Here is a 22,280-nt window from a genome sequence, read left to right on the forward strand (position 1 = left end):
AGATTGATTTTATTCACCTTCTACAATGCGAATCTCAATAGCAAAGATGCCATGTTTTGGAATCATCTCTTTATACTCATGGAAGCTATAGAGCATATCGACCCCTTCTTCAATGGTATCGCATAGCTTAGAGAGGACCTGCATACCTTCATTCATTAGCAGTGCTTTAGGGTCGGGATACTGGCGCACTTCCACCACTTCTACGGTTAATGCATTCGGTTTAATGACATCCAAACCGACAAAAGGAGGACCAGAAATCACCTGAAATGCGATTCTGTCTCCCGGTATTAGTTTGTCGTATTCAATCGCTTCATAGCTATTATTGGTTCGAATCTCAACTTTCTTAACACCAGAACGTATAGCGTCTAACGGCGCTTGATAAATCTCTAATGGGTATTCAGTCATTGGTCTCTCATACTGTCTTTCGGTCTTGTAACGTTAAGATAGAAGGTGTTGTTATTGAAAGCTATCCCTCCTTATCAAAACATTTCTCGAAGAGAGTCCAAACCAACCTGAAATCATAAACATTTATGATTTAAATCAAACACTAATCGTCATTTCTGTCTAGCACTCACATAGTTTCCGAAAATGATTAGGCGTAATCTAGATTGGTTAATTTGACATGATTTACACCGAATACATTCCGTGATTCGTCCCTTATGTTTTCGATTAAGACAAAGGAGTAGTTATGCGTTTTAAAACTGGTTTCATCAGACTTTTAGCCTGTAGTCTGTGCTTTATTCCAGTCATTAGTCAGGCCGCAGATACCGATACATTTGCTGGCCAATCAGGCACCATTAATATTGCGGGCGGCACCGCACATATTCCCGTAATGAAACTCGCATCGCGCGCGATTATGAAATCCAACCCTGATATTCGTATCACCATTGCTGGAGGTGGTTCTGGTGTTGGGGCACAGCAAGTTGCCAAAGGTTTGGTTGATATCGGCAACACCGGTCGCGCATTAAAACCTAGTGAAGCTGAGCAGGGTTTGGTCACATTTCCTTTTGCGATAGATGGTGTGGCTATCATCGTTAATCCAGAGAACCCCGTTAAAGATCTAACCCAACAGCAAGTTATCGACATTTATTCTGGAAAAATCACCAACTGGAATGCGCTGGGTGGTGAAGACCGTTCTATTAATCTATTTACCCGCGATGAAGCCAGTGGCACACGTGCGGTATTCTTTAAGAAAATGCTCAACAGTACTGCTATCGTAACCAACGCCAACGTTATCCCATCAAATGGTGCCATGAAAACCGCCATTGCTCGTGACCCTGGCGCCATTGGCTATAGCAGCGTTGGTTACATCGATGACACAGTGAAAGCCCCTGCGCTCGATGGTGTCCATCCAACCAACGAAGCTTGTGCATCTGGCGAATACAAAATCGTTCGCAAATTGTATATGAACACCAAAGGTGAACCTCAAGGTTTAGTCAGCGAGTTTGTTGACTTTATTTATAGTCCTCAAGGCGCAGAGTACATCAGCGCATCTGGTTATATCCCATTAAGCAAGCTTTAACTATGCGCCATTTGGTTGCACCTGAGCGGGTACTACTTTCACTAGTGATGGTAGTGCTCGTTTTGATGTCATTATTGTTTGGCTTTCTGTTTTGGTTTGCATTACCTGTTGTTACTGACCCAAGCGTCGCCGTCTTTTCTCTTCAATGGCAACCGGATCAAGGACACTATGGCATTTTACCCATGGTATTCGGCTCCGGTGTCCTTGCCATTACCGCCAGTTTAGTTGCCTTCCCTTTTGCTCTTGGCATTGCCAGCTTCTGCCAATATAGCCGTTACCAACCTATCGCTATTTGGATTCGTCGCTTGGTTAGGCTAATGGCTGGTATTCCGACTGTGGTCTACGGTTTAGCCGCGGTTTTCTTATTGGTGCCACTATTAAGAGAGACCTTTCGTAGTGGTTCCGGCTTTTCCTTGCTTGCTGTTATGTTGATGATGGTGCTGCTGATCTTACCCGTCATGATCATGATGTTGGACTCTCGGTTTCAAGCCTTGACGCAGCAGTTGCGATTAACCTCTTGTTCAATTGGCATGACCGACAGTCAAATGATTGCCCACGTCATCGTACCAAACTCAATGCACGCCATCGCAAGCGCCGCCTTGTTAGGGTTTAACCGAGCGATTGGAGACACTCTGTTACCACTGATGTTGGCAGGCAATGCACCACAAATCACAGGAAGTATTTTAGATTCTGTTCGCACCCTCACCGCTCATATTGGCTTGGTTCTCGCCACCGAAAATAGCAGCGCTATGTACAATTCGTTGTTTGCTGCGGGCCTACTTCTACTCACCCTTAGCGTTTGCGTTACTGTACTGATTCGCAAACTGACTCACTCAACTGATGGAGGAATAAACGGATGAAAGCTCGCTTATTCCATCTCTGGAGTGTGCTGTGCACGTTGCTGTTACTCGCAGCTTTGAGTGTTTTTATCGGCTTTATTATTTATCGCGGTGCACCAACGATAAGTACTGAGCTATTTTTTGGTGATGCATCACCCATTGACGCCATGTTAGGTCGAGAACCTATCTGGGATGGTATATGGCCCGCGTGCGTTGGCACACTGTCGGTCATCTTATTGGCGCTAACACTAGCCCTCTTGCCTGGACTCGCTACCGGAGTTTGGCTCGCGACGAGTAAACCTTCGTTGTTAAAACGTTGCCTTGCGATTGGCATCGATATTCTTGCAGGCATTCCGTCTATTTTGATGGGGCTATTTGGTTTTACTCTGATTCTCTCTTTAAGGCATTGGTTTTTACCCTCTGCCAATGCTTGTTTGCTGTTATCCGCACTATGCCTCGCTATGTTAATCATCCCTTACTTGGCCGTTGCTACACGAACGGCTTTACAAGCTCTTCCGTCATCACTTAACGTCACAGCTCTTTCTTTGGGGATGTCGCAATGGCAGGCGTTACGAACCGTTTTGTTACCACAAGCGAAAAGCGGCATTATCGGAGGCATTATGCTCGCCATAGGCAGAGCCGCCGAAGACACAGCAGTCATTATGTTAACTGGGGCAGTTGCCAACGCTGGATTGCCCGGTGGTATTTTTGAACGCTACGAAGCACTACCTTTCACCATTTTTTACTACAGTGCGCAATATCAAAGTGAGACTGAACTACATATGGCGTTCGGTGCAGCGTTTACCTTACTTTGTCTAACTGCCAGCTTGTTTTCGTTAGCAGGACTCACTCAGCGTAAATCGATAAGGAGAGCCTAACATGAGCTTTCAACCTTCTTCACAGCTTGCTGGTTCAGTCTCAAATTTGACCATCGCCTTTGGCTCCAATCAAGTTGTCAGCAACGCCAATATGGATTTTTATCGACACCAGATCCATGTACTTACTGGTGCTTCTGGCTCTGGAAAAACCACTTTTTTACGCGCTCTGAATCGCCTCAATGACTGTTTTGCCGAGTGTAAAACTACAGGTGATATCAAACTTACGCTCAATGATACTCAGCACTGTGTTCAGCAAATGCCTGAACACCAACTTCCCCAACTTAGGCAAAAAGTCGGGATGGTATTTCAACATCCTCAACTGTTGCCGGGCTCGATTATTGATAACCTGTTGCTGCCATTGAGAGTAGTCAACTCAGTCACTGGACAAAAGGCACATCAAATCGCCCAAGCCGCACTCAAACAAGCGGCTCTTTGGGAGGAAGTCAGTGATCGCTTGAGTGATCATGCTGCTTCGCTATCCGGAGGACAGCAGCAACGGCTTTGTTTGGCGAGAACGTTGGCTTTGGAGCCAGAAATTTTATTACTTGATGAGCCTACCGCGTCATTAGATAAACACACGGCGCAGCAAATAGAGACGTTGATTGTAGAGTTAGCCAAGCGTTACACCATTATCATGGTGTCTCACTCAGCCAAACAAACGGAAAAGCTGGCTAATCGAGTTAGCCATTTTAAATCAGGAAAAGTGTTCACACGTTAACAAGGTCGTCACGAAGTAAACTAATGTATTGAATAAAAAGAAGGTATCGAATAAAAGTAAGGAAAAAAAACAGGCCGTAAAACAAACACGGCCTGAGTGGGTTAAGTCAAATCGTTTAGGCCGGAACCGCTTCAAAGTCTAGCGATACACAAGTTCCGCAATTTTCAGCCAGTACATCTAAGCTCTCATCAAGTGCACCGATATACGCTCTGCCACCAAACTCTGCGAAGTCGACAACCGCATCCACTTTTGGTCCCATGCTACCTGCCGGGAATTGGTATTGTTTCAACTCACTTGGGCCCACACTGCGTAGTGCTTGTTGGTTCTCTTTACCCCAGTTTAGGAACACAGCTGGTGCGTCAGTTAGGATAAGTAGCTTCTCTGCCCCTAGCTGTTTCGCTAACAAGGTTGCGGCTAAGTCTTTATCAATCACGCCTTCAACACCTTTGAAGCCAGATTCGCATTTACATACTGGGATACCACCGCCGCCACAAGCGATGACAACTTGTCCAGCTTCTAGCAAAGTATCAATAGAGTGTTTGTCGATGATGTTTTTCGGAAGTGGTGAAGGCACCACTCGACGCCAGTATTCGCCATCACGCTTCATCGTCCATGCGTTCTTCTCGGCTAACGCGCGGCCTTCTGCTTCATCGTAAACTGGACCCACAAACTTAGTTGGATCAGAAATACTTGGGTCATCACAGTCGACTTCGATACGAGTTAGTAGCGTAGTCACGTCTCTTTCAGGCAATTTGTTTTGTAGCTCTTGAGCTAGCATGTAACCGATCATGCCTTCACTTTCTGCGCCCAGTACATCCAATGGATAAGGTGATACTTTGTCGTACGCTAGGTTTTGCAATGCTAACAGACCGACTTGAGGACCGTTACCGTGAACAATCACCACGCGGTATTCTTTGGCAATTTCAGCGATTGCTTTGGCGGCAATTTTGATGTTGTCGAGTTGATTAGCGAAACTTGGCTCATCGCCACGTCTTAATAGTGCGTTACCACCGAGGGCAACCACTACAGTGCTTTTGTTTGTTTTGCTTGCGTTCATAGGGACTCCTTGAAAGACGCCGATCATTCGCTGTGCTCGGCCTCCACATTCTGTATAAGTAATAAATCGTGTGTTATTTGAGTTGTTTCTGTCGTTATTCTGCTGAGAAAGGCAGACGGTGAATAAACTGCCCGTCCCCCGCTTCTCCGGTAAATTCACCGTCGTACGCAACTAACTTACCTCGACTGAACGTCATGAGTGGCCAACCTTGACAGGCAATGGACTCGTAAGGCGTGTAGTCTGCATTATCATGTAAGCTATCGTGTCTTATGGTTTGTTTCTTGTTCGGGTCAAACAACACCAAATCGGCATCCGCGCCACAGCCTAGATGGCCTTTTTGTGGGTAGAGACCAAACAATTTGGCAGGCTCATAACTGGTTAGAGACACGAACTGATTGGGGGTAATTCGTCCGGCTATGACACCTTCTGAGAACATCAGAGGCATACGAGTTTCGACGCCAGGAATGCCGTTTGGTGTTTTGGTAAAATCTTTTGCGCCTAGCTGTTTTTGCTCTGCGTACGTGAATGAGCAGTGATCAGTCGCAACGGTATCAATAGAACCATCCGCTAAACCTTTCCAAAGCTTTTCGCTTTCCGCTTTGTCTCTTAATGGTGGACTAAGCACGTATTTCAGCGCGTCTTCACGTTCGTAACGGTCATTGTTCAACACCAAGTATTGTGGGCAAGTTTCAACCCACACTGGTTGGTTGTTCTCTCTTGCGAGGCGGGTGTAATCCAGTCCTAGACCGTTAGAGAGATGGACGATGTAGAGCGGCGCAGAATCAGCAAGTTTGGCAAGGTTGATCACTCTTGCTATCGCTTCTGCTTCGCATTCTAGCGGACGACTTAGCGCATGATATTTCGCTTCTACTTTGCCCTGCTCTATAAACTGTTTGCGTTTCAGTGACAGTGCTGCATCGTTCTCTGGGTGAACCGTTGTCAGTGCACCAACTTTTTTCAATTGCGTTAACGCTTTAAGGACCGAACAATCATCCAGCTTGTAAGAGTACGTGAGGTATAGTTTGAAGCTCGGAATGCCGCGCTCATGCACCATGGCATGCATCTGTTCCAAAATCTGGTCATCAATGTGCTGAATAACCCCATGGAAACTGTAGTCAATGACCGCTTTATCAGCCGCGTAACCATGGTAAACATCCAATTGATGGAACAAATCACACCCTTTTGGACCAAAGCCCATATGATCGATGATCATCGTCGTGCCGCCACAAGCAGCCGCTCTGGTGCCAGTAAAAAAGTCATCACAGCTTCGAGTGATTCCTGCATCAATGTTGAAGTGGGTATGTACGTCAATACCGCCAGGCATGACGTACAACCCTGTTGCATCCACCACGCGAGTATCTTCACTCACGGGTTTTAGGTTTTCAGCGACTTGCTCAATCTTTCCATCAATGACCAAAACATCGGCTTTACGAATTTCAGCATGGTCAACCACAGTGCCATTTTGAATCAGCAATGGCGACGATGAATTATCGAGAAGGGATTCGATATTGTTGAATTGTTCAAAAGTCATAAGATCACCGGAAAGTTACATGTCGCATCAAGATAAAGGAGTCGCGATAAGCTGTGACGGAAAATCCCATCCTAGAGCGGACTCCGCCAACTTCAGGCAGACACAAGTTGGCACTCTAGGATGGAGAACGACGTGAGTCGTCACGCGCTAACTGCTACAACTCAATGTGTTAGCGCGTGGTACTACCTTATTGGCTGCGTTTTTTCTCTAGATACATTTGAGGGATAACCGCGTACATTGCTGCACAAGTCACCAAATGCTCTTTCCAAGTCTTTTCGTTTGGCGCATGAGCTTCTGGCTCTTTACCTGGGCCAAAGCCGATAACTGGAATGCCGTAACGACCCATGATAGATACGCCGTTAGTAGAGAACGTCCATTTGTCGACAAGTGGTTTTTTGTCGAATAGTAGCTCGTAAGATGCTTCTAGAGTCTTAGTTGCAATGTGGTCTTCGTCGATCTTCCATGCTGGGAAGTAGCACTCTGTTGGGTAGACCAAACCGGTGTATGCAGGACGGTCATAGTTGTACATAGATACTTTCGCGCCATACTTCTGAACTGCAGGTAGGTTTTGAATCTCTTCGATTGCGCCTTCCCAAGTTTCACCCCAAGTGATACGTCTATCGATAGATACTGCACAGCTATCTGCTACCGCACAGCGGCTTGGAGAAGTAAAGAACACTTCAGACACAGTTAGCGTACCTTTACCCAAGAATGGGTCGTCGCCAAGGTTGCCAGCCAATTTCTCGATATCGTTAAGAATGTGGCCCATTTTGAAGATAGCGTTATCACCACGCTCAGGTGCAGAGCCGTGGCAGCTGATACCAGACACGTCTACGCGGATTTCCATACGGCCACGTTGACCACGGTAAATTTGGCAATCAGTAGGCTCAGTAGACACAACGAATTCAGGGCGAATATCGCTTTCTTCAATGATGTACTGCCAGCATAGGCCGTCACAATCTTCTTCTTGAACCGTACCAGTCACAAGCAATGTGTACTCGTCTTCTAGGCCCAAGTCTTTGATGATCTTACCTGCATAAACCATAGACGCCATGCCGCCTTCTTGGTCTGATGCACCACGACCACCGATAACTTCATCGTCTTCCATACCTTCGTATGGGTCGAAGTTCCAGTTGTCTAGGTTACCCACACCTACTGTATCGATGTGTGCGTCCATTGCGATCAGTGTAGGACCGTTACCAATCCAACCTAATACGTTACCCATTGGGTCGATGTCGACGCGGTCAAAACCTACTTTTTCCATTTCTTCTTTGATGCGAAGAACGACTTTTTCTTCGTCGCAACTTTCGCTTGGAATCGCAATCATATCGCGAAGGAAACGAGACATATCAGCTTTGTATTCTTGCGCTTTTTCCAATACGGTTGCAAAAGGGATACTTACAGTCATTGTTACTACTCCAAATTCTGTTCCCAATGGAGCCTTGCCCCACCGGGAATGTTAATGCTTGAAATTACTAATCTTTCTTTGTCACTTTTTCTGCGTTGTTTTAGATTGTCGCGTGCTTACCTTGCCAAACGACTTCGCGATAGTGCACAGGATCTGTGTCGCCTTCGGTGTTAATAACCAAAACAACAGAATCTTTATTGAGCGCTAAATGCTCTTTTAGGCTCTCTTTTTCACGGCTGTATTCCACCGCTGCCAATAGACCTAAACCAACCGCACCGGACTCACCAGAGATAACCGCTGGGTCACCACTTAGCGGGTTACCCAATACGCGCATACCAAACGCTGCTACACGGTCTTCGCAGGAAACAAACTGAGTGGCACAGTTTTTAAGCACTTCCCATCCCAATGGGTTTGGTTCGCCACAAGCTAGACCAACCATGATGGTGGCGAGATCGCCATCTACGTTGACCATGTCGCCAGTCTCAGCAATACCTGAACGATAAATACAGTCTGCTTGGTTTGGTTCAACAACGACTGAGCGAAGCTGACCTGGGCCACAATATTCAGCCAGATAGCCCAATACGCCACCAGCCATTGCGCCTACACCCGCTTGTAAGAACACGTGCGTCGGTTTATCCAGACCTAGCTCAACCATTTGTTCAACGGCTTCCACTGCCAAGGTGCTATAACCTTGCATGATCCACGTTGGGATCTCGGTATAGCCTTCCCACGCCGTGTCTTGAACCACTTTCCAGCCATGCTCGTTAGCGGTTTTGATGGCTAGTCTTACGGTATCGTCGTAATTCATGTCAGTAACAATGCACTCTGCGCCAAGGGCACGAATGTTGTTAACGCGCTCATCAGCTGCGCCTTTTGGCATGTAGACAACTGCGTTTTGACCCAGTTGATTCGCCGCCCAAGCGACACCACGACCGTGGTTACCATCAGTAGCCGTTGCGAAGGTCATTTTGGTTTTGATTTGAGTTTTGAAAGTTTCGAAATTGAAACCGTCGATGTCCATCTTGTATTCATCACACAAGAGTCGTGCGATAGCGTAAACGCCGCCTAACATTTTGAATGCGTTTAGGTCAAAGCGATACGCTTCGTCTTTAACAAGAATGTTCTTCACACCAAACTCTTTTGCAAGGTGGGTTAGATTGTGAAGAGGTGTTGGTTGATAGCCATCTAATTGCAAATGAAATCGGCGCGCTTTTTCGGCTTCACTGATGGAAAACTGATCGGAGAGGCGTCCATTAAAATGCTGGTTATCGGCAATATGAATATTAAAATTCAACTTTGACATAGCGATACCTTATTTAATCCATTTACACGCTCGCCTTCGAAGGAATAAAGGCGAGGTGTAATATTACGGGAGTACTTTATTTAACTCTTTTTTCTGATTCATTTAGTAGCTCATCAAGAACGCCTGCGACATCTTGATATTTTCTGTTCAGAATCATTGCCGCGATAATATACGGCTTCCAACTTGCTTCTTTATAAGTTGCAATGCGGTACTTCTCGAATACAGACTCTTCTACTTCACCTTCTTCACAAGACACGCCTGTGATATCTGCAGGTAGACAGTGCATGTACAACGCTTCACCGCCTTTAGTTAGCTTCATCATCTCTTCAGTACAGTGCCAGTCTTTGTGCTGTGCGTTTTGTGCCAAGCACGCTTTCTCAAGCTCTTTTAGTCCATCATGGTCATTAGCGCGTAGCAGGTCAGTACGCTCGCCCATAACTTTGTAAGGTGCCCAAGATTTTGGATAAACGATGTCTGCATCTTTGAATGCTTCTTCCATAGAAGTTACTTGAGTGAAGCTACCGCCAGACTCTTGTGCGTTTTTCTTCGCTTCTTCAACAACTTCAGGAATTAGGTCATAACCTTCAGGGTGTGCTAGCACGACATCCATACCGAAACGGCTCATAAGGCCGATGATGCCTTGTGGCACAGATAGAGGCTTACCGTAACTTGGCGAGTACGCCCAAGTCATCGCAATCTTCTTGCCTTTAAGTTGGTCTAAGCCACCGAAGTGCTCTTCCAACCATGCTAGGTCAGCCATAGACTGTGTTGGGTGGTCGATATCACACTGTAGGTTAACCAATGCTGGACGATGAGGAAGTACGCCTTCTTTAACACCATCATCTAACGCTTCACCTACTTCACGCATGTAAGCATTACCAGCACCTAAGTACATGTCATCACGAATACCAATCGCATCAGCACAGAAAGAAATCATGTTCGCAGTTTCACGAACTGTCTCACCGTGAGCGATTTGAGATTTACCTTCATCAAGATCTTGTTGCGCTAGGCCTAACATGTTGATAGCGGAAGCATAAGAAAAGCGAGTACGAGTCGAGTTGTCTCTAAATAAGGAAATGCCTAGGCCGTTTTTAAATACATTAGTGGCGATATTTTCACCACGCATGGTTTTTAGTACTTGTGCAGTTTTTAATACTCTTTCTAATTCTTCTGGGCTTTGCTCCCACGTTAATAGAAAGTCTTTATCGTGAAGTTTTGATTCTAGTTGAGAAATTTCTTTAATCAGTTCATTCATATTTTTCATTTGCTATCCCATTATCCATCTAGATTAACTATAAAAAATACAACTCAAGATAATATTCGCATGCTATTTATATTTAACAGGCTAACAAAGCGTATTTGCCCTCTTGTTTGTATTTGTATTTACTCCTAACTGGCCGATCGTCTGGCCTTCAGATTTCTGTCACTGGTTCTTATATTCCAAGTTCTGTGCCAATAATTCGTATCAAATAAAAAAGAATGAAATTTCTTTGAAAGCCCCGTCTTATAAGGGTTCGTCGTTTGACAATGGAAGGGATGAAAACGATGACAGCCTCAACTATCAGTCTGATTAGAGCACCGAAACCAAATTGATAGCGATAGTAAAAGGGTGAGTATCATATTGATATTGGGTGATAGACACTCTTCTCAGGGCGAGAAGAGTGTCTTAGAAGGATTATTCTTTGATGGCTTTTGACTTAGGAAGGATAAGGTTTAGCGTAACGGCAGCTAGGGTGCCCGTGGTGATGCCAGAGTGGAAAACAAGTTTTAAACTCTCTGGGAAATGACGCAGCAGATTAGGCTCGTAGGTAACCGCTAAACCTGATGCTAACGCCACACAAACCACGATCGCATTGCGTCGAGAATCAGTGGCTTTCATTAGCATTCGAATACCCGCGTAAGCAATCATACCGAACATAACGAAACCAACACCACCAAGCACAGGTTTTGGCACCGTCACCGCTAATGCTGCAAATTTAGGGAACAGACCACCAAGTACCAACAAACAGCCTGTCACTGCGACAACAAAGCGGCTAGCGACTCCACTAATACCGACGATACCAACGTTCTGACTGAAACTAGCCACTGGCATGGCTGAGAAGAACGAGCCAAAGGTACTGCCTAAACCATCGGCCAACAGTCCTTTTTTCAAGTCATTCCCTTTCAGCTCAACACGACAGTTGCTCGCCAGTGCCATAAAGTCTCCTGTTGCTTCTGCAACTACCACCAAATAGACCAAACTCATGGTAATAATAGCTGGGATGGAAAAGCTCATCCCAAAGTGCAGAGGCATAGGAGCTGCCACCCAATTCGCTTCGCCAATTTGAGTGACATCGACCATACCAAGTGGAATAGCCATCATATAACCTGCGGCTAACCCAATGATGATACTCGATGCGGCGACAACGCCTTTACAGAACACTGATACGCCTATCACCACGGCTAACGATGCGGCTGCCAAGAATATTTTCGGCAACGTCGCGAACTCTGGGTGACCTTGAGGGGCATCACCAATCCAGTTCATTGCTACAGGTAAAATAGTCAAACCAATCAAGGTTACAACCACACCACTAACAATGTTAGGGAATAGCTTGCGAATATGGCTCATATAAAAGCTTGAACCTACCACTAGAAATGACCCTACAAATGCGGCTCCAAGCACTGCATCCAACCCTTCAGTTTTGCCAATGGCGATAATGCTGCCAATAAAGGCGAAACTCGACCCCATAACGACGGGGAGCCGGATTCCGATTTGCTTAAAACCAATACATTGCACAATAGTGACCAAACCAGACACTAGCAATGACGCGCTGATTAGCGTGACAATGTCTTGTGGCGGCAAGCCAATTGCACTACCCGCAATAAGCGGCACTGCGACAATACCTCCTATTGATGCCAACATGTGCTGTATTGCGAGAAATAAGGTAACGCCATACGGGGGTTTTTCGTCTAATTCATAGAGGAGTTCCATACTGCTTCCTTTTATAGGCTGTGCTCTACTTGAGATTGAGGAATGTTGCAAAACTCTGTGGCGCGCCTAATTGCTTCTACAATCGGCTGATAACCAGTGCATCGGCACAGGTTGCCTTCCAGAGCATCACGAATTTCTTCTTCAGTCGGGTTTGGATAGCGTTTTAGCAACGCCCAAGCACTGATGATCATGCCCGGTGTACAAAAACCACACTGTGTTCCTCCGGTGGTCAAAAACTCATCCATAAGAACCACTCCCAGTGGATCCTTTCTTAACCCTTCAATGGTGACGATTTCACTGCCTTCGCACTGAACAGCTAGTGCCAGACAAGAACAAACCGGCTTGCCATCTTTAATCACGGTGCATGCACCGCACTCACCTACCGCACACCCTTCTTTCGTGCCAGTAAGTGACAATTGCTCTCTTAACATGTCGAGTAGCCGTGTATTACCCGTGACTTCGAGGTTATACACGCCGCCATTCACCGTTAGCGATATTTGTTTTGTTTCTTTAACCATTGAAATGCACTCCTATGCTAACGACTGGCCATCTGACAGTTTGGTTTGGATTTCCGACATAAGCTCTCGGAACATGTTCAGATAAACAGGCTGTTTGTACGCCGCTGACCAACGTCCACCAATTTCTGTTTCGATAATGTCTGATAGCACGCTGATAGCACGGCCAATAACCTGCTCGTCTAACGTGGTTTCACACAATACTTCTTCTACTTGATACAAGCGTCGTGGGTAGCTAAATAGTGCGCCATCAACGAGGCGACATTCTTTGACTATGCCCTGTTCGACATTCATCAAACAGCTCAAGCTCAAACGCGTGATGTTCAGTGCATTACGACGTCCTAGTTGAACGTATTCGGTTAGCTCAAATGGTTTATCTGGAATCGTTAGAATGATCTTGCTCAGTAGCTCATCTGGTTGAATGTCCGTGCGATAACCGCCTTTAAGAAGCTCAGCTATAGGTAAACGTCTCACTTGTTTTTCAGACGCTAGCTCAATTTCTGCCTTGTAAGCGATCAACGGCGGAATTGAGTCGGCACATGGTGCTGCATTGGCAATGTTGCCACCTAACGTTGCACGGTTTCTGATTTGTGTTGAACCTATGGTTTTGCATGCGGTTGCTAATAATGGGAAGTGGTGACGGACTTCTTCGTGCTCCACTACATCAGTGATGCATGCACCACCACCAATCACTATGCTGTTACCTTCGTGAGTGATGGCTTTTAGCTCTTTGAGGCCCGTGATATCGAGTAGCGGTGCTGCGGTTTCTTGCAAACGATGCTGAACAAGCACGTCGGTACCACCCGCTAAGATAGTCATTGAACCTTGTTGCATTAACGACAACGCCTCACCCAAGGTTTCAGGTCGGGTCACATTGAGATCGCACAAGCGGTTCACTTGATGATGGTTGTCACCGCTGCATAAGAGTTCGCTTTGACGCACTGGCTTTTTAAGGTTGTAGCCTAAGTACACTTGCTCCAGTGTCAGTGGTAACGTTCTGTGACGTTTTTTAGTGGCAAACGCGACAGCATTAACGATGGCAGCAGCTGCGAGCTCTGCGGCAGGTTCACCAATACTTTTCGCGCCGTAAGGGCCTGCTGGGTCGGGGTTTTCTATCGCGTGGATATTGAGGTTGGGAATATCTTTGATGGTAGGCATTAAGTAGGTGTCGAAGTTATCGGATTTCACTTCGCTCTGTTCGATATTGTAGTCTTCTAAAATACCGAATCCGATACCTTGAGCGATACCGCCCGCTACTTGGCCTTCAAAACCGACAGGGTTAATAACCTTACCTACATCGTGTACTGCGGTTACCCCAAGTACATCTACTTTACCGGTTGAGGTGTCTACTTTTACTTCTGCAACTTGGCAGCCGTAAACCCACGTAAAGTATGGTGAGCCTGTGCCCTTCTCTTCATCCCAGTGAATCGGCGGTGGATCGAACCAACCATAGGCCGCAAGGTTAATCCCTTGCTGACGACAACGTGAAATCGCCTCTTGCAGTGGCACTTGAATATCAGACTGTAAGTTCGATTTAATCTGACCGTTTCGCCATGTGGTATCTTCAATTCGCGTGACTTTGAGGTCGGATTTTATGGTATCAAACAAACGAGCTCGGATGGTTTCTGCGCCGAGTTTCACCGCATTACCGCCTGTCATTGTGGCGCGAGATGCAACGGTTGGTCCGCCGTCAGCGATTAGGCTGGTTGGCGATTCTGAGAAACGCACCATATCCAAAGGCACACCTAACACTTCGCCCGCTATCATCGCCATGGTAGTTTGCAGGCCTTGTCCGTTTTCGCACACACCGGTTGAGATATTTAGACTGCTGTCTGCATTTAACGATAACAACGCGGTGGAGTTATCCGCACCTTCCGCGCCTAAAGAGCAGCCACGATAACTAAGTGCTAAACCAATACCGTATTTGATGGGTGAATTGACGTTGTTCTTAGCGTTCATTTCCGCCATACGCTCATAGAACTGAGATTTTTCTGCTGCGGTTTTCAACACTTCTGATGCCGAAACCGTATGCTGATCAAAACACTGTCCTGTCATGCTCAAAGAGCCTTGTTTCAGAACATTGCGTTCACGCACCGTAATTGGGTCGATATCGCATGTTAGTGCTATCTCATCCATCAAGGATTCGTGAGCGAAGATAATCTGAGGAGAACCAAAACCACGCATTGCACCCGATACGCTGTTGTTGGTGTAAACCCCTGTTACGTCTACTCGAACATGGTCAATATCGTACGGACCCGCGGCTTGAACTGAAGAGCGCCAAGTTACAAACGGCGTACAAGTCGCGTAGGCACCAGCATCCGCGATAATGTTGATTTTAATCCCTTCAATTTTACCCTCACGCGATACGCCTACTTTGTAGCGCATAGTGTATGGATGACGCTTGGTACTTTCGATAAGTGACTGCTCTCTGTTATAGGAGAACTTGACTGCGCGTTTAGTAAGGTAAGTGGATAGCGCCGCACGACAAGCAAGATGATCAATGGTGTCATCTTTACCACCAAACGAACCACCAAGCACAGAACGCTTCACGTTGATTGTTGCTTGCGGAATACCAAGGAAACCGGCGACAAAGCTTCTTACTCTATGAGGGTTTTGAATCGAACCAACGATAGTCAGCTCGTTATTATTGGGGTCTAGATAAGTGGTTATTGATTCTGGCTCAATATAGCCATGTTCTTGATAGTGCGTTTGATAGGTGTGTTCGATAACCACATCGGCCTTCGCAATGGCCTTATCTGCATCACCTTTAACGGTGTGGTGAGTGTTAACGACATTAGAATCTTTATCCGGATGAATCAGTCTTGCATCACTTTCTAACGCTGACTCTGGATCAGTAACGGGCTGAAATGGTTCATATTCGACTCGGATCTTTTCACTTGCTTCACAAGCAGTCTCATAACTGTCTGCGATAACGAGTGCAATAACATCACCACTAAAACGTACCCATTCCTGACATATAGGGTAAAAGTCTCGAATGATCACCCCTACTTTGGGATCTCCTGGAATATCGTCATAAGTAATGATTCGTTCGACTCCAGGGACTTTCATTGCGTCCGAGGTATCTAAAGAAAGAATTCTACCCGCAGGTATATCTGTGTAACGGCAAACTCCGTGAAGAGAACCCGATATGTGAACATCGTCGCCGTAAACTGCCGTACCTTCTACTTTGGCTCGTCCATCTACTCGAGGCATTCTGCTGCCTAAGCCAGCTTCATTCATAATAACTCCCTCTTGGTTGAATGAGGTGTGCATCACGATTCGCGGCACGACCACGAAATAGAGCAGTAAAGCAGGCGTGCCGGAAAGCTAGATCAAAGCATTTATCAAGCCATTAATTTCATAAAGTCAATCGTCAGCATAAATATTCTTGTTAAAAATGAACTACCTAAAAAACTGTGATGGAGATTTTATTTATCGGTTGATATAAAGGCGATATATATCTTAGCTATAAAATACTCGAATCTAAGTTAATTTATTTATAAACCTGAAAATTGCAGATTATCATTGTGAGACTGTCAATTTGATAGCCTCGCGGGTTGATAGACTCATTTCGAGAAATTCTCATTTTCTGACATCAAATGGGAATAATGCTTATTTATTCAAAAGTGTGTATTGATAAATATGTGACCCAGATACCAAAGCTCTGAAAATTGACAGGCGTGTACATTTGTCTCTGACCTAAATCAAACTCATAAGGAGTAATTAAAAATAGAATGTCATTCTCTTAATAACGATTAAAACATTATGCCTGAAACTAAGAACGCTTCCGAACTCATGGCTATACAGCCAACCATCATCCGATTCACCCAGATGCTGTCTACCGTTCTCAAGGTGGATGCTGAAGTGGTTGACGCGGATTTGGTCCGTATCGCGGGAACAGGCCCCTATAGCCAATTTTTTGGAAAAAAACTCAACGCCAGCTCACGACTTTTTAGATACATCATTGAAACAAAAGAAGAAAAAACACTCATCAAGTCTCAAGCCGATCCGCTCTGTGCCGAGTGCACAACTAAGGATGCGTGCCGAGAAACTGCCTTCCTAGGTGTTCCTATTCTTCTTGAAGATCGTTGTATTGGCGTAATGAGCCTTGTCGCTTTTACAGAAGAATCTCAACAGACTATTAAAGACAATGCGAAGCTTTTTTCCGACTACATAAAACATACCGCGCAACTTGTTGTGGCAAAAGTCACAGAAAACCAAACACCAAATAAAGGCCTCGAAGATGTCTTTATTAACTTAATTGACAATATGGACCAAGGAGTTTTAGTTCTTGATGAAAATAACTACGTTAAATATGGCAATCAACCAGCCCTAGCTAACCTAAATATTACTATTCAGGAACTACCAGAAAAGAAAATAAATATTAGACCTCTATCACAATGTCGCGGTAGTAATGATCACCAACAGCAACATATTGTTTCTATTGGTCGTCGAGAAGAATTATTAGTCGGTCAGTTTTACAATTGCCGAAGTCACAAATTATTCTTAATGTCATTCTACCAACCACATAACCCTGTCCTGCCTTACGAGACCAATGCCATATTTGCCGAAGTCATCGGTGAAAGTGCAAAAATGCAAAAGCTGAAAGGACTCATGTCACGCATTTCGAAGAGCCCATCGAGTGTTCTTATTAATGGTGAAAGTGGTACAGGTAAAGAAGTCATCGCCAACGCAGTACATAAGCTTAGTGGACGAGCACAAAACCCATTTATTGCGATTAACTGTGCGGCGATTCCGGATCAGCTTCTGGAAAGTGAACTATTTGGTTATACCAAGGGTGCCTTTACCGGTGCGTCCAGCAAAGGCCGGGTTGGTTTAATCCAAGCCGCAAATAACGGCACACTGTTCCTGGACGAAATCGGCGATATGTCGATGCAGTTGCAAGCGAAACTGCTTCGTGTACTAGAAGCGCGGGAAGTCATGCCGATTGGCTCTAACACAGCTACTCCAGTAGACATTCGAATTATTTCTGCGACCAACCGAAACTTCGCCGAGATGATTGCTACCAACAAGTTCCGTGAAGACCTTTACTACCGACTTAACGTTATTCCTTTGCAACTACCTGCATTGCGTGAGCGCGAAGGTGACGTACCTTTGTTGGTTAATCACTTTATGGACATACATACCCAAAAACTGGGTACCAATTACCCGGGTATGTCTGAAGAAGCTATGAGCTGTTTAACCAGTTACCACTGGCCGGGCAACGTTCGTGAATTGAGTAACTTAGTAGAGTATCTGATTAATATCGTACCGGAAGGCGAACAGATTGATGTTGACCTTCTCCCCCCTCACTTTGAAGCACATCAGCCTGAACCCAAACCTAGCCCTATTCAGGATTCAGGAATGAGCTTAGAAGACATGGAACGAGTCCGAATCGAAGAAGCAATTGGCCGATTAGGCAACCGTAAATTAGTCGCGGAAGAACTAGGCATAGGAATTGCTACTCTCTATCGAAAACTCAAAAAATATGGTCTGAACGAGAAGTGCTATAGCTAACTATTTTCAACGATCTCTTGTTGAACGCTCTCAATAGCTAAAAGGGGCGCTGTAATAACCAAGTCTGCACTTGGTTATTGCCCCATTGATGCTTCTCTCCCTAATTCACTTACGTACGGAGTTGTTGCTATGGAAAATATCGCGCTTACCCAATACAGTCATGGTGCCGGTTGTGGCTGTAAACTGTCACCTAAAGTCCTTAACCAAATTCTCGCCTCCTACACACCTACGCCAAGCAGTGATCAATTAATCGTTGGCAACCTTAGCCGTGATGATGCCGCGGTTTATCATATTGGCGATGGACACTGCGTTATCAGTACCACCGACTTTTTCATGCCAATCGTTGACGACCCGTTTGATTTTGGCCGTATCGCTGCCACTAACGCTATTAGCGACATCTATGCGATGGGTGGGAAACCAATTATGGCGCTGGCGATTTTAGGCTGGCCTATCGACAAATTGGCTCCAGAGATTGCAGGAAAAGTTATAGAGGGAGCACGCAGCGTCTGCCAAAAAGCAGGTATTGAGCTTGCGGGCGGCCATTCTATTGATTCTCCAGAACCGATATTTGGCTTAGCCGTAACCGGAACTGGCAAATTAGACCAAATCAAACAAAATTCAAAAGCCACCGCTGACTGTGATCTATTTTTAACCAAGCCTCTAGGTATCGGTTTATTAACCAGCGCTGAAAAGAAAAAGCAGCTTAAGCCAGAGCATAAAGGGCTAGCAGTTAAATGGATGTGTGAGTCCAACGTGATTGGTCAACAGCTCGCCGAGTTTTCACAAGTAAAAGCTATTACAGATGTGACGGGTTTTGGCTTGCTTGGTCACCTTACTGAAGTCTGTAATGGCTCCAATCTAGATGCCCATATCGATTTACCTGCAATCCCTTTGTTACCTGGCGTTGAGGAATATATTGACTTAGGAACCATTCCCGGGGGCACCCATAGAAACTATGACTCAGTCAAACACATGCTGGGTGAAATAAGCGACTTTGACAAAGCCATCTTATGCGATCCACAAACTTCTGGTGGCCTGCTTCTGGCGGTAGAAAAGAGCGGCGTAAACGATATGCTGAACTTCTGCAGAAGTTGTGGTGTTACGGCAACAAGAATTGGGTCACTGACTCAGCCAGCCAATAGTCAGCAACCACAAATTAAAATAGAACGTTAATAGTCACAAGATGGGAGACATTTGTACTGCACTTGTCTCCCAAAACAACCAGCCAACCATAATATAGAAGCTTGCAATAGCGAAAACCGCGACATACCCCCACATCCATTGGTTTTTGTGTCGACGATGAAGTAAAGATTCCAGCTTAAACCAAGCGCTTTGACCGAACACTACCACTAAGCTTAACGATAAAAAGCTGCCGAAAAAGCTCGCCAGCATCAAACCTAACGACAGTTGCCAACCAAACCAAAGCATACTGAAAAGCCCTATCAACGCCGTGCTACTACAAGGTCGCAATCCATATAATGCAACGTTTGAGAAATTCCATGTCGCCACGGTACTGACTTCAGGTTCGTGTGGCCGTTTTTGTTTGATACAACCTTTAATCAAATAGACGACGCCGAGTACCACCATACCAGCACCTACAAATTGATTGATGGATGCAACCCAGCCTATGGAAGCCCGATACCCAATAGATAGAAACTGATTGGCAAGTAAAACAATGGAGATCGTCACTGCTGCTTGCAACATATTGATAAGTAGGCTTAACCAAACTAGTTTCCATCGGCTTAGGGTTGAGCTTGTCGCGAGCAACATCACTGCACTTTTGCCATGCCCCGGTCCTAATGAATGAGTAAAACCATAAGCAAAGGTGCACAACGCAGTAATAATGAGTGCCTTCCAGTCGCCAGAATCCACTAGATCCAAGTAGTCAGATAGCTGCTCTAGCAGTGAACGCTGTATCGATACAAACGCCCATCGAAGGGAGTCAATGTTCTCTATCACGCCCACCATCACTGTGACAAAAACAACCACTATTAGCACCAGCGTTAAGGCTTGAATCCAGCGGTTAAAGCTATTCACAATGTATGCTCACTTTTTGACTAAAATGAGCACCAAGGTCGTCATCCCCTTGTTCATCAATGCCTAATGAGTTCGCGTAATCAAGGATTTCTTGAGACGGACTTGGGGTCTCAAGGGTTGTTCTACACTTGCCACTCACGTCTGGACTAAGCGTAACGGTCGACGGGTCTTTCCAAGAAATATCGATGAAGTACGTATTGTCGTAGACCTGAACATCCAGCTCCTGAGTCGATACGTCAATAGCGCGCGACAACGGCAATGTAAAATTCAGTACCATACGTCGTCCTTGCTTAGTTAATGTATAGACCTCTGGCAAACGAAACTTAAGCGGTTCACCATCAATATACAAATAAGTAAAGTAATGCGTATTCAATAAATTAGACATCAACCTTACCGCTTCTTTATGCGCTGTTTCTTCGCTATCAAACACTGAAAAGTCACCATCTAGCGCGTAGGCACTGGTGAAAGGATCAAACACCCACTCCATGCTGATGCTATCCACCAATGTCCCTTTGCCATTGACCGTTAACTGGTTGCCTATCCATGAATGCGGGTGTGCGTTGGCGTTAATCGACAGCGTCACCAAAGCGACAACCAATACTCTGCGCCAATAGGAAGACTTCAATACGAACCGATTAAACATGGCGTTTTTCTTGAGCAATACGACTGTGGTCTTTGTTGCCTACAAGTTGGTCGAATTCCGAGATTCGCGCAATAAATGCGGGCTTATCTTTTGCTGGGATCGACGTTGCCATCGGCAAGTTTGCTGTTATTGGATCAACAGCACGATTTCGCACTAGCACTTCAAAATGTAAATGCGGTCCCGTTAAGCGCCCAGTTGCTCCGGATAACGCTACTTTCTGACCCCGTTTAACATGATCGCCTCGTTTCACGAGAATACGCTGCAAGTGTAAATATCGTGTTTTGTAGACACTGTTATGTTCAATAACTAAATACTTGCCCGCATAAGGGTGGTTGCGCACCGCAATTACCTTACCATCACCGGTGGAATGAACAGGCGTGCCGACAGGCGTTGCAAAGTCAGTTCCGTTATGTGGTGAAATACGTCCAGTGACAGGGTGAACGCGTCGTGGGTTGAATGGTGAGGTGATTCTTCTATATGGTTTAGCAATGGGATAGCGGTCAAAAGCTTGCTCTAAACTGTTACCCTCACGATCATAGAAACGACCGTCTTCAGCCAGAAACGCGGCAACTTCCTTTCCTCTAATCGTAATCGAGATTCCCTGTATTTCGGTGTTCCCAGTTAAATGGTTACGCAAGTATTGCTCATTGACCAGAATGTTAAAGGTATCACCCGCTCTAAAATCTTTGGCGAAGTTTATTTTGTCTCTCAAGACTCGGGTAATATTGGCGATCTGTGTGATCGTTAATCCTGCTTTATGCGCCGAGCTCGAAAAGCTGCCAACCACTTCTCCAGAGAAGAGATGTGTTTTCCACTCACCTTGCTCTTCAATAAATTCATAGCTGTAGCTGCCATCTTCCAAGCGTTTATATACTGCCCTTTCCACCAAACTCTCATGATAGGTCAATTGCTTGAGCTGGTTAGTCGTTCGATCTATCACCATTTCTAGGTGATCGCCGGGCTTAATAGTATCGAGTTTCAGCGAGTTTAAATCGGCCTCTAGTAGACTTTGCAGGGTGTTATACGACAAATCCCAGGCATTGAAAATGGTGCTTAGCGAGTCACCAACTTTAACGATGTAATGCACTTTAGCAAGGTCAGGCTTTTCTGCTTGCAGCGATGTCGTTTGGGTTGGAGCGCTAGTTTCAGGGCTATTGAGCGTAGATTTGTATGGTGTAATTTTAATGGTTACAGGTTCGGGCTGAGGCTGTTCTTGTTCTATTGAGAGATATGCTGCGAGGGAAAAAGAGACAGCAGCGATAGCAAACAAGACGTATCGTGGAGACTTCATAAGATAACAATAACTAAAACACAATTGTTATGTTATAACATCACCTTGGC

General features: G+C 45.5%; 18 protein-coding genes. 6 read left to right on the top strand and 12 right to left on the bottom strand.

Annotation, left to right across the window (positions count from 1 at the left end):
* Nucleotides 1-9: 9 nt before the first annotated feature.
* Complete coding sequence (locus VME0621_RS02165) at nucleotides 10-405, bottom strand: ASCH domain-containing protein (protein WP_062459091.1); 396 nt, start codon at nucleotides 403-405, stop codon at nucleotides 10-12.
* 283 nt (nucleotides 406-688) lie between these two features.
* Here VME0621_RS02165 and VME0621_RS02170 point away from each other — a divergent pair, with 283 nt between their 5' ends.
* The 4 genes from VME0621_RS02170 to VME0621_RS02185 are packed head-to-tail and all read left to right on the top strand — an operon-like array spanning nucleotide 689 to nucleotide 3,957.
* On the top strand, nucleotides 689-1,522 hold the full coding sequence (locus VME0621_RS02170; RefSeq protein WP_062459094.1) for a phosphate ABC transporter substrate-binding protein: 834 nt from the start codon (nucleotides 689-691) through the stop codon (nucleotides 1,520-1,522).
* Nucleotides 1,523-1,524: 2 nt separating this feature from the next.
* Complete coding sequence (locus VME0621_RS02175; RefSeq protein ID WP_062459097.1) at nucleotides 1,525-2,382, top strand: PstC family ABC transporter permease; 858 nt, start codon at nucleotides 1,525-1,527, stop codon at nucleotides 2,380-2,382.
* The gene (locus tag VME0621_RS02180; RefSeq protein WP_062459099.1) at nucleotides 2,379-3,239 is read left to right on the top strand and encodes a PstA family ABC transporter permease; all 861 of its coding nucleotides are present in this window, start codon (nucleotides 2,379-2,381) and stop codon (nucleotides 3,237-3,239) included. Before VME0621_RS02175 ends, VME0621_RS02180 begins: the two co-directional genes overlap by 4 nt.
* A 1-nt stretch (nucleotide 3,240) precedes the next feature.
* Nucleotides 3,241-3,957 carry a phosphate ABC transporter ATP-binding protein gene (locus tag VME0621_RS02185; RefSeq protein ID WP_062459102.1) on the top strand — a complete coding sequence of 239 codons (717 nt, stop codon included), beginning with the start codon at nucleotides 3,241-3,243 and terminating at the stop codon, nucleotides 3,955-3,957.
* Between the two features lie 115 nt (nucleotides 3,958-4,072).
* On the opposite strand, the gene arcC is transcribed toward VME0621_RS02185, so the two are convergent.
* The 8 genes from arcC to VME0621_RS02225 form a co-directional block, all read right to left on the bottom strand.
* Nucleotides 4,073-5,014, bottom strand: a complete 942-nt coding sequence (gene arcC, locus VME0621_RS02190) for a carbamate kinase (protein WP_006073540.1) — start codon at nucleotides 5,012-5,014, stop codon at nucleotides 4,073-4,075.
* 94 nt (nucleotides 5,015-5,108) lie between these two features.
* Nucleotides 5,109-6,545, bottom strand: a complete 1,437-nt coding sequence (gene hydA / locus VME0621_RS02195) for a dihydropyrimidinase (protein ID WP_062459105.1) — start codon at nucleotides 6,543-6,545, stop codon at nucleotides 5,109-5,111.
* A gap of 187 nt (nucleotides 6,546-6,732) precedes the next feature.
* The gene (locus tag VME0621_RS02200) at nucleotides 6,733-7,953 is read right to left on the bottom strand and encodes a YgeY family selenium metabolism-linked hydrolase (RefSeq protein ID WP_062459107.1); all 1,221 of its coding nucleotides are present in this window, start codon (nucleotides 7,951-7,953) and stop codon (nucleotides 6,733-6,735) included.
* Between the two features lie 100 nt (nucleotides 7,954-8,053).
* A complete protein-coding gene (gene dpaL, locus VME0621_RS02205; RefSeq protein WP_006073546.1) occupies nucleotides 8,054-9,256 on the bottom strand; it encodes a diaminopropionate ammonia-lyase in 1,203 nt (400 codons plus the stop codon).
* A gap of 76 nt (nucleotides 9,257-9,332) precedes the next feature.
* Entirely contained in the window at nucleotides 9,333-10,520 is a 1,188-nt protein-coding gene (gene ygeW, locus VME0621_RS02210) for a knotted carbamoyltransferase YgeW (protein WP_006073548.1), read from the bottom strand.
* A 411-nt stretch (nucleotides 10,521-10,931) separates the two neighbouring features.
* A complete protein-coding gene (locus VME0621_RS02215) occupies nucleotides 10,932-12,227 on the bottom strand; it encodes a nucleobase:cation symporter-2 family protein (RefSeq protein ID WP_062459111.1) in 1,296 nt (431 codons plus the stop codon).
* Nucleotides 12,228-12,238: 11 nt separating this feature from the next.
* Nucleotides 12,239-12,745 carry a (2Fe-2S)-binding protein gene (locus VME0621_RS02220; protein WP_062459114.1) on the bottom strand — a complete coding sequence of 169 codons (507 nt, stop codon included), beginning with the start codon at nucleotides 12,743-12,745 and terminating at the stop codon, nucleotides 12,239-12,241.
* 12 nt (nucleotides 12,746-12,757) lie between these two features.
* Complete coding sequence (locus tag VME0621_RS02225; RefSeq protein ID WP_062459117.1) at nucleotides 12,758-15,982, bottom strand: molybdopterin cofactor-binding domain-containing protein; 3,225 nt, start codon at nucleotides 15,980-15,982, stop codon at nucleotides 12,758-12,760.
* 525 nt (nucleotides 15,983-16,507) lie between these two features.
* On the opposite strand from VME0621_RS02225, the gene VME0621_RS02230 reads away from it, so the two are divergent.
* Together VME0621_RS02230 and selD are read left to right on the top strand one after the other, a co-directional pair.
* Complete coding sequence (locus VME0621_RS02230; protein WP_062459120.1) at nucleotides 16,508-18,259, top strand: sigma 54-interacting transcriptional regulator; 1,752 nt, start codon at nucleotides 16,508-16,510, stop codon at nucleotides 18,257-18,259.
* Between the two features lie 129 nt (nucleotides 18,260-18,388).
* Nucleotides 18,389-19,432, top strand: a complete 1,044-nt coding sequence (selD, locus tag VME0621_RS02235) for a selenide, water dikinase SelD (protein ID WP_062459122.1) — start codon at nucleotides 18,389-18,391, stop codon at nucleotides 19,430-19,432.
* A gap of 3 nt (nucleotides 19,433-19,435) precedes the next feature.
* On the opposite strand, the gene VME0621_RS02240 is transcribed toward selD, so the two are convergent.
* The 3 genes from VME0621_RS02240 to VME0621_RS02250 are packed head-to-tail and all read right to left on the bottom strand — an operon-like array spanning nucleotide 19,436 to nucleotide 22,230.
* On the bottom strand, nucleotides 19,436-20,296 hold the full coding sequence (locus VME0621_RS02240) for a hypothetical protein (RefSeq protein WP_062459125.1): 861 nt from the start codon (nucleotides 20,294-20,296) through the stop codon (nucleotides 19,436-19,438).
* Complete coding sequence (locus VME0621_RS02245; RefSeq protein WP_062459128.1) at nucleotides 20,289-20,939, bottom strand: DUF1007 family protein; 651 nt, start codon at nucleotides 20,937-20,939, stop codon at nucleotides 20,289-20,291. The genes VME0621_RS02240 and VME0621_RS02245 overlap by 8 nt, the downstream gene beginning before the upstream one ends.
* Nucleotides 20,932-22,230 (bottom strand): peptidoglycan DD-metalloendopeptidase family protein, encoded by a 1,299-nt coding sequence (locus VME0621_RS02250; protein WP_062459131.1) that lies wholly within the window; start codon nucleotides 22,228-22,230, stop codon nucleotides 20,932-20,934. Before VME0621_RS02250 ends, VME0621_RS02245 begins: the two co-directional genes overlap by 8 nt.
* Nucleotides 22,231-22,280 lie beyond the last annotated feature (50 nt).

The sequence above is a fragment of the Vibrio mediterranei genome, from assembly GCF_900088415.1.
Classification (GTDB): Bacteria; Pseudomonadota; Gammaproteobacteria; order Enterobacterales; family Vibrionaceae; genus Vibrio; species Vibrio mediterranei.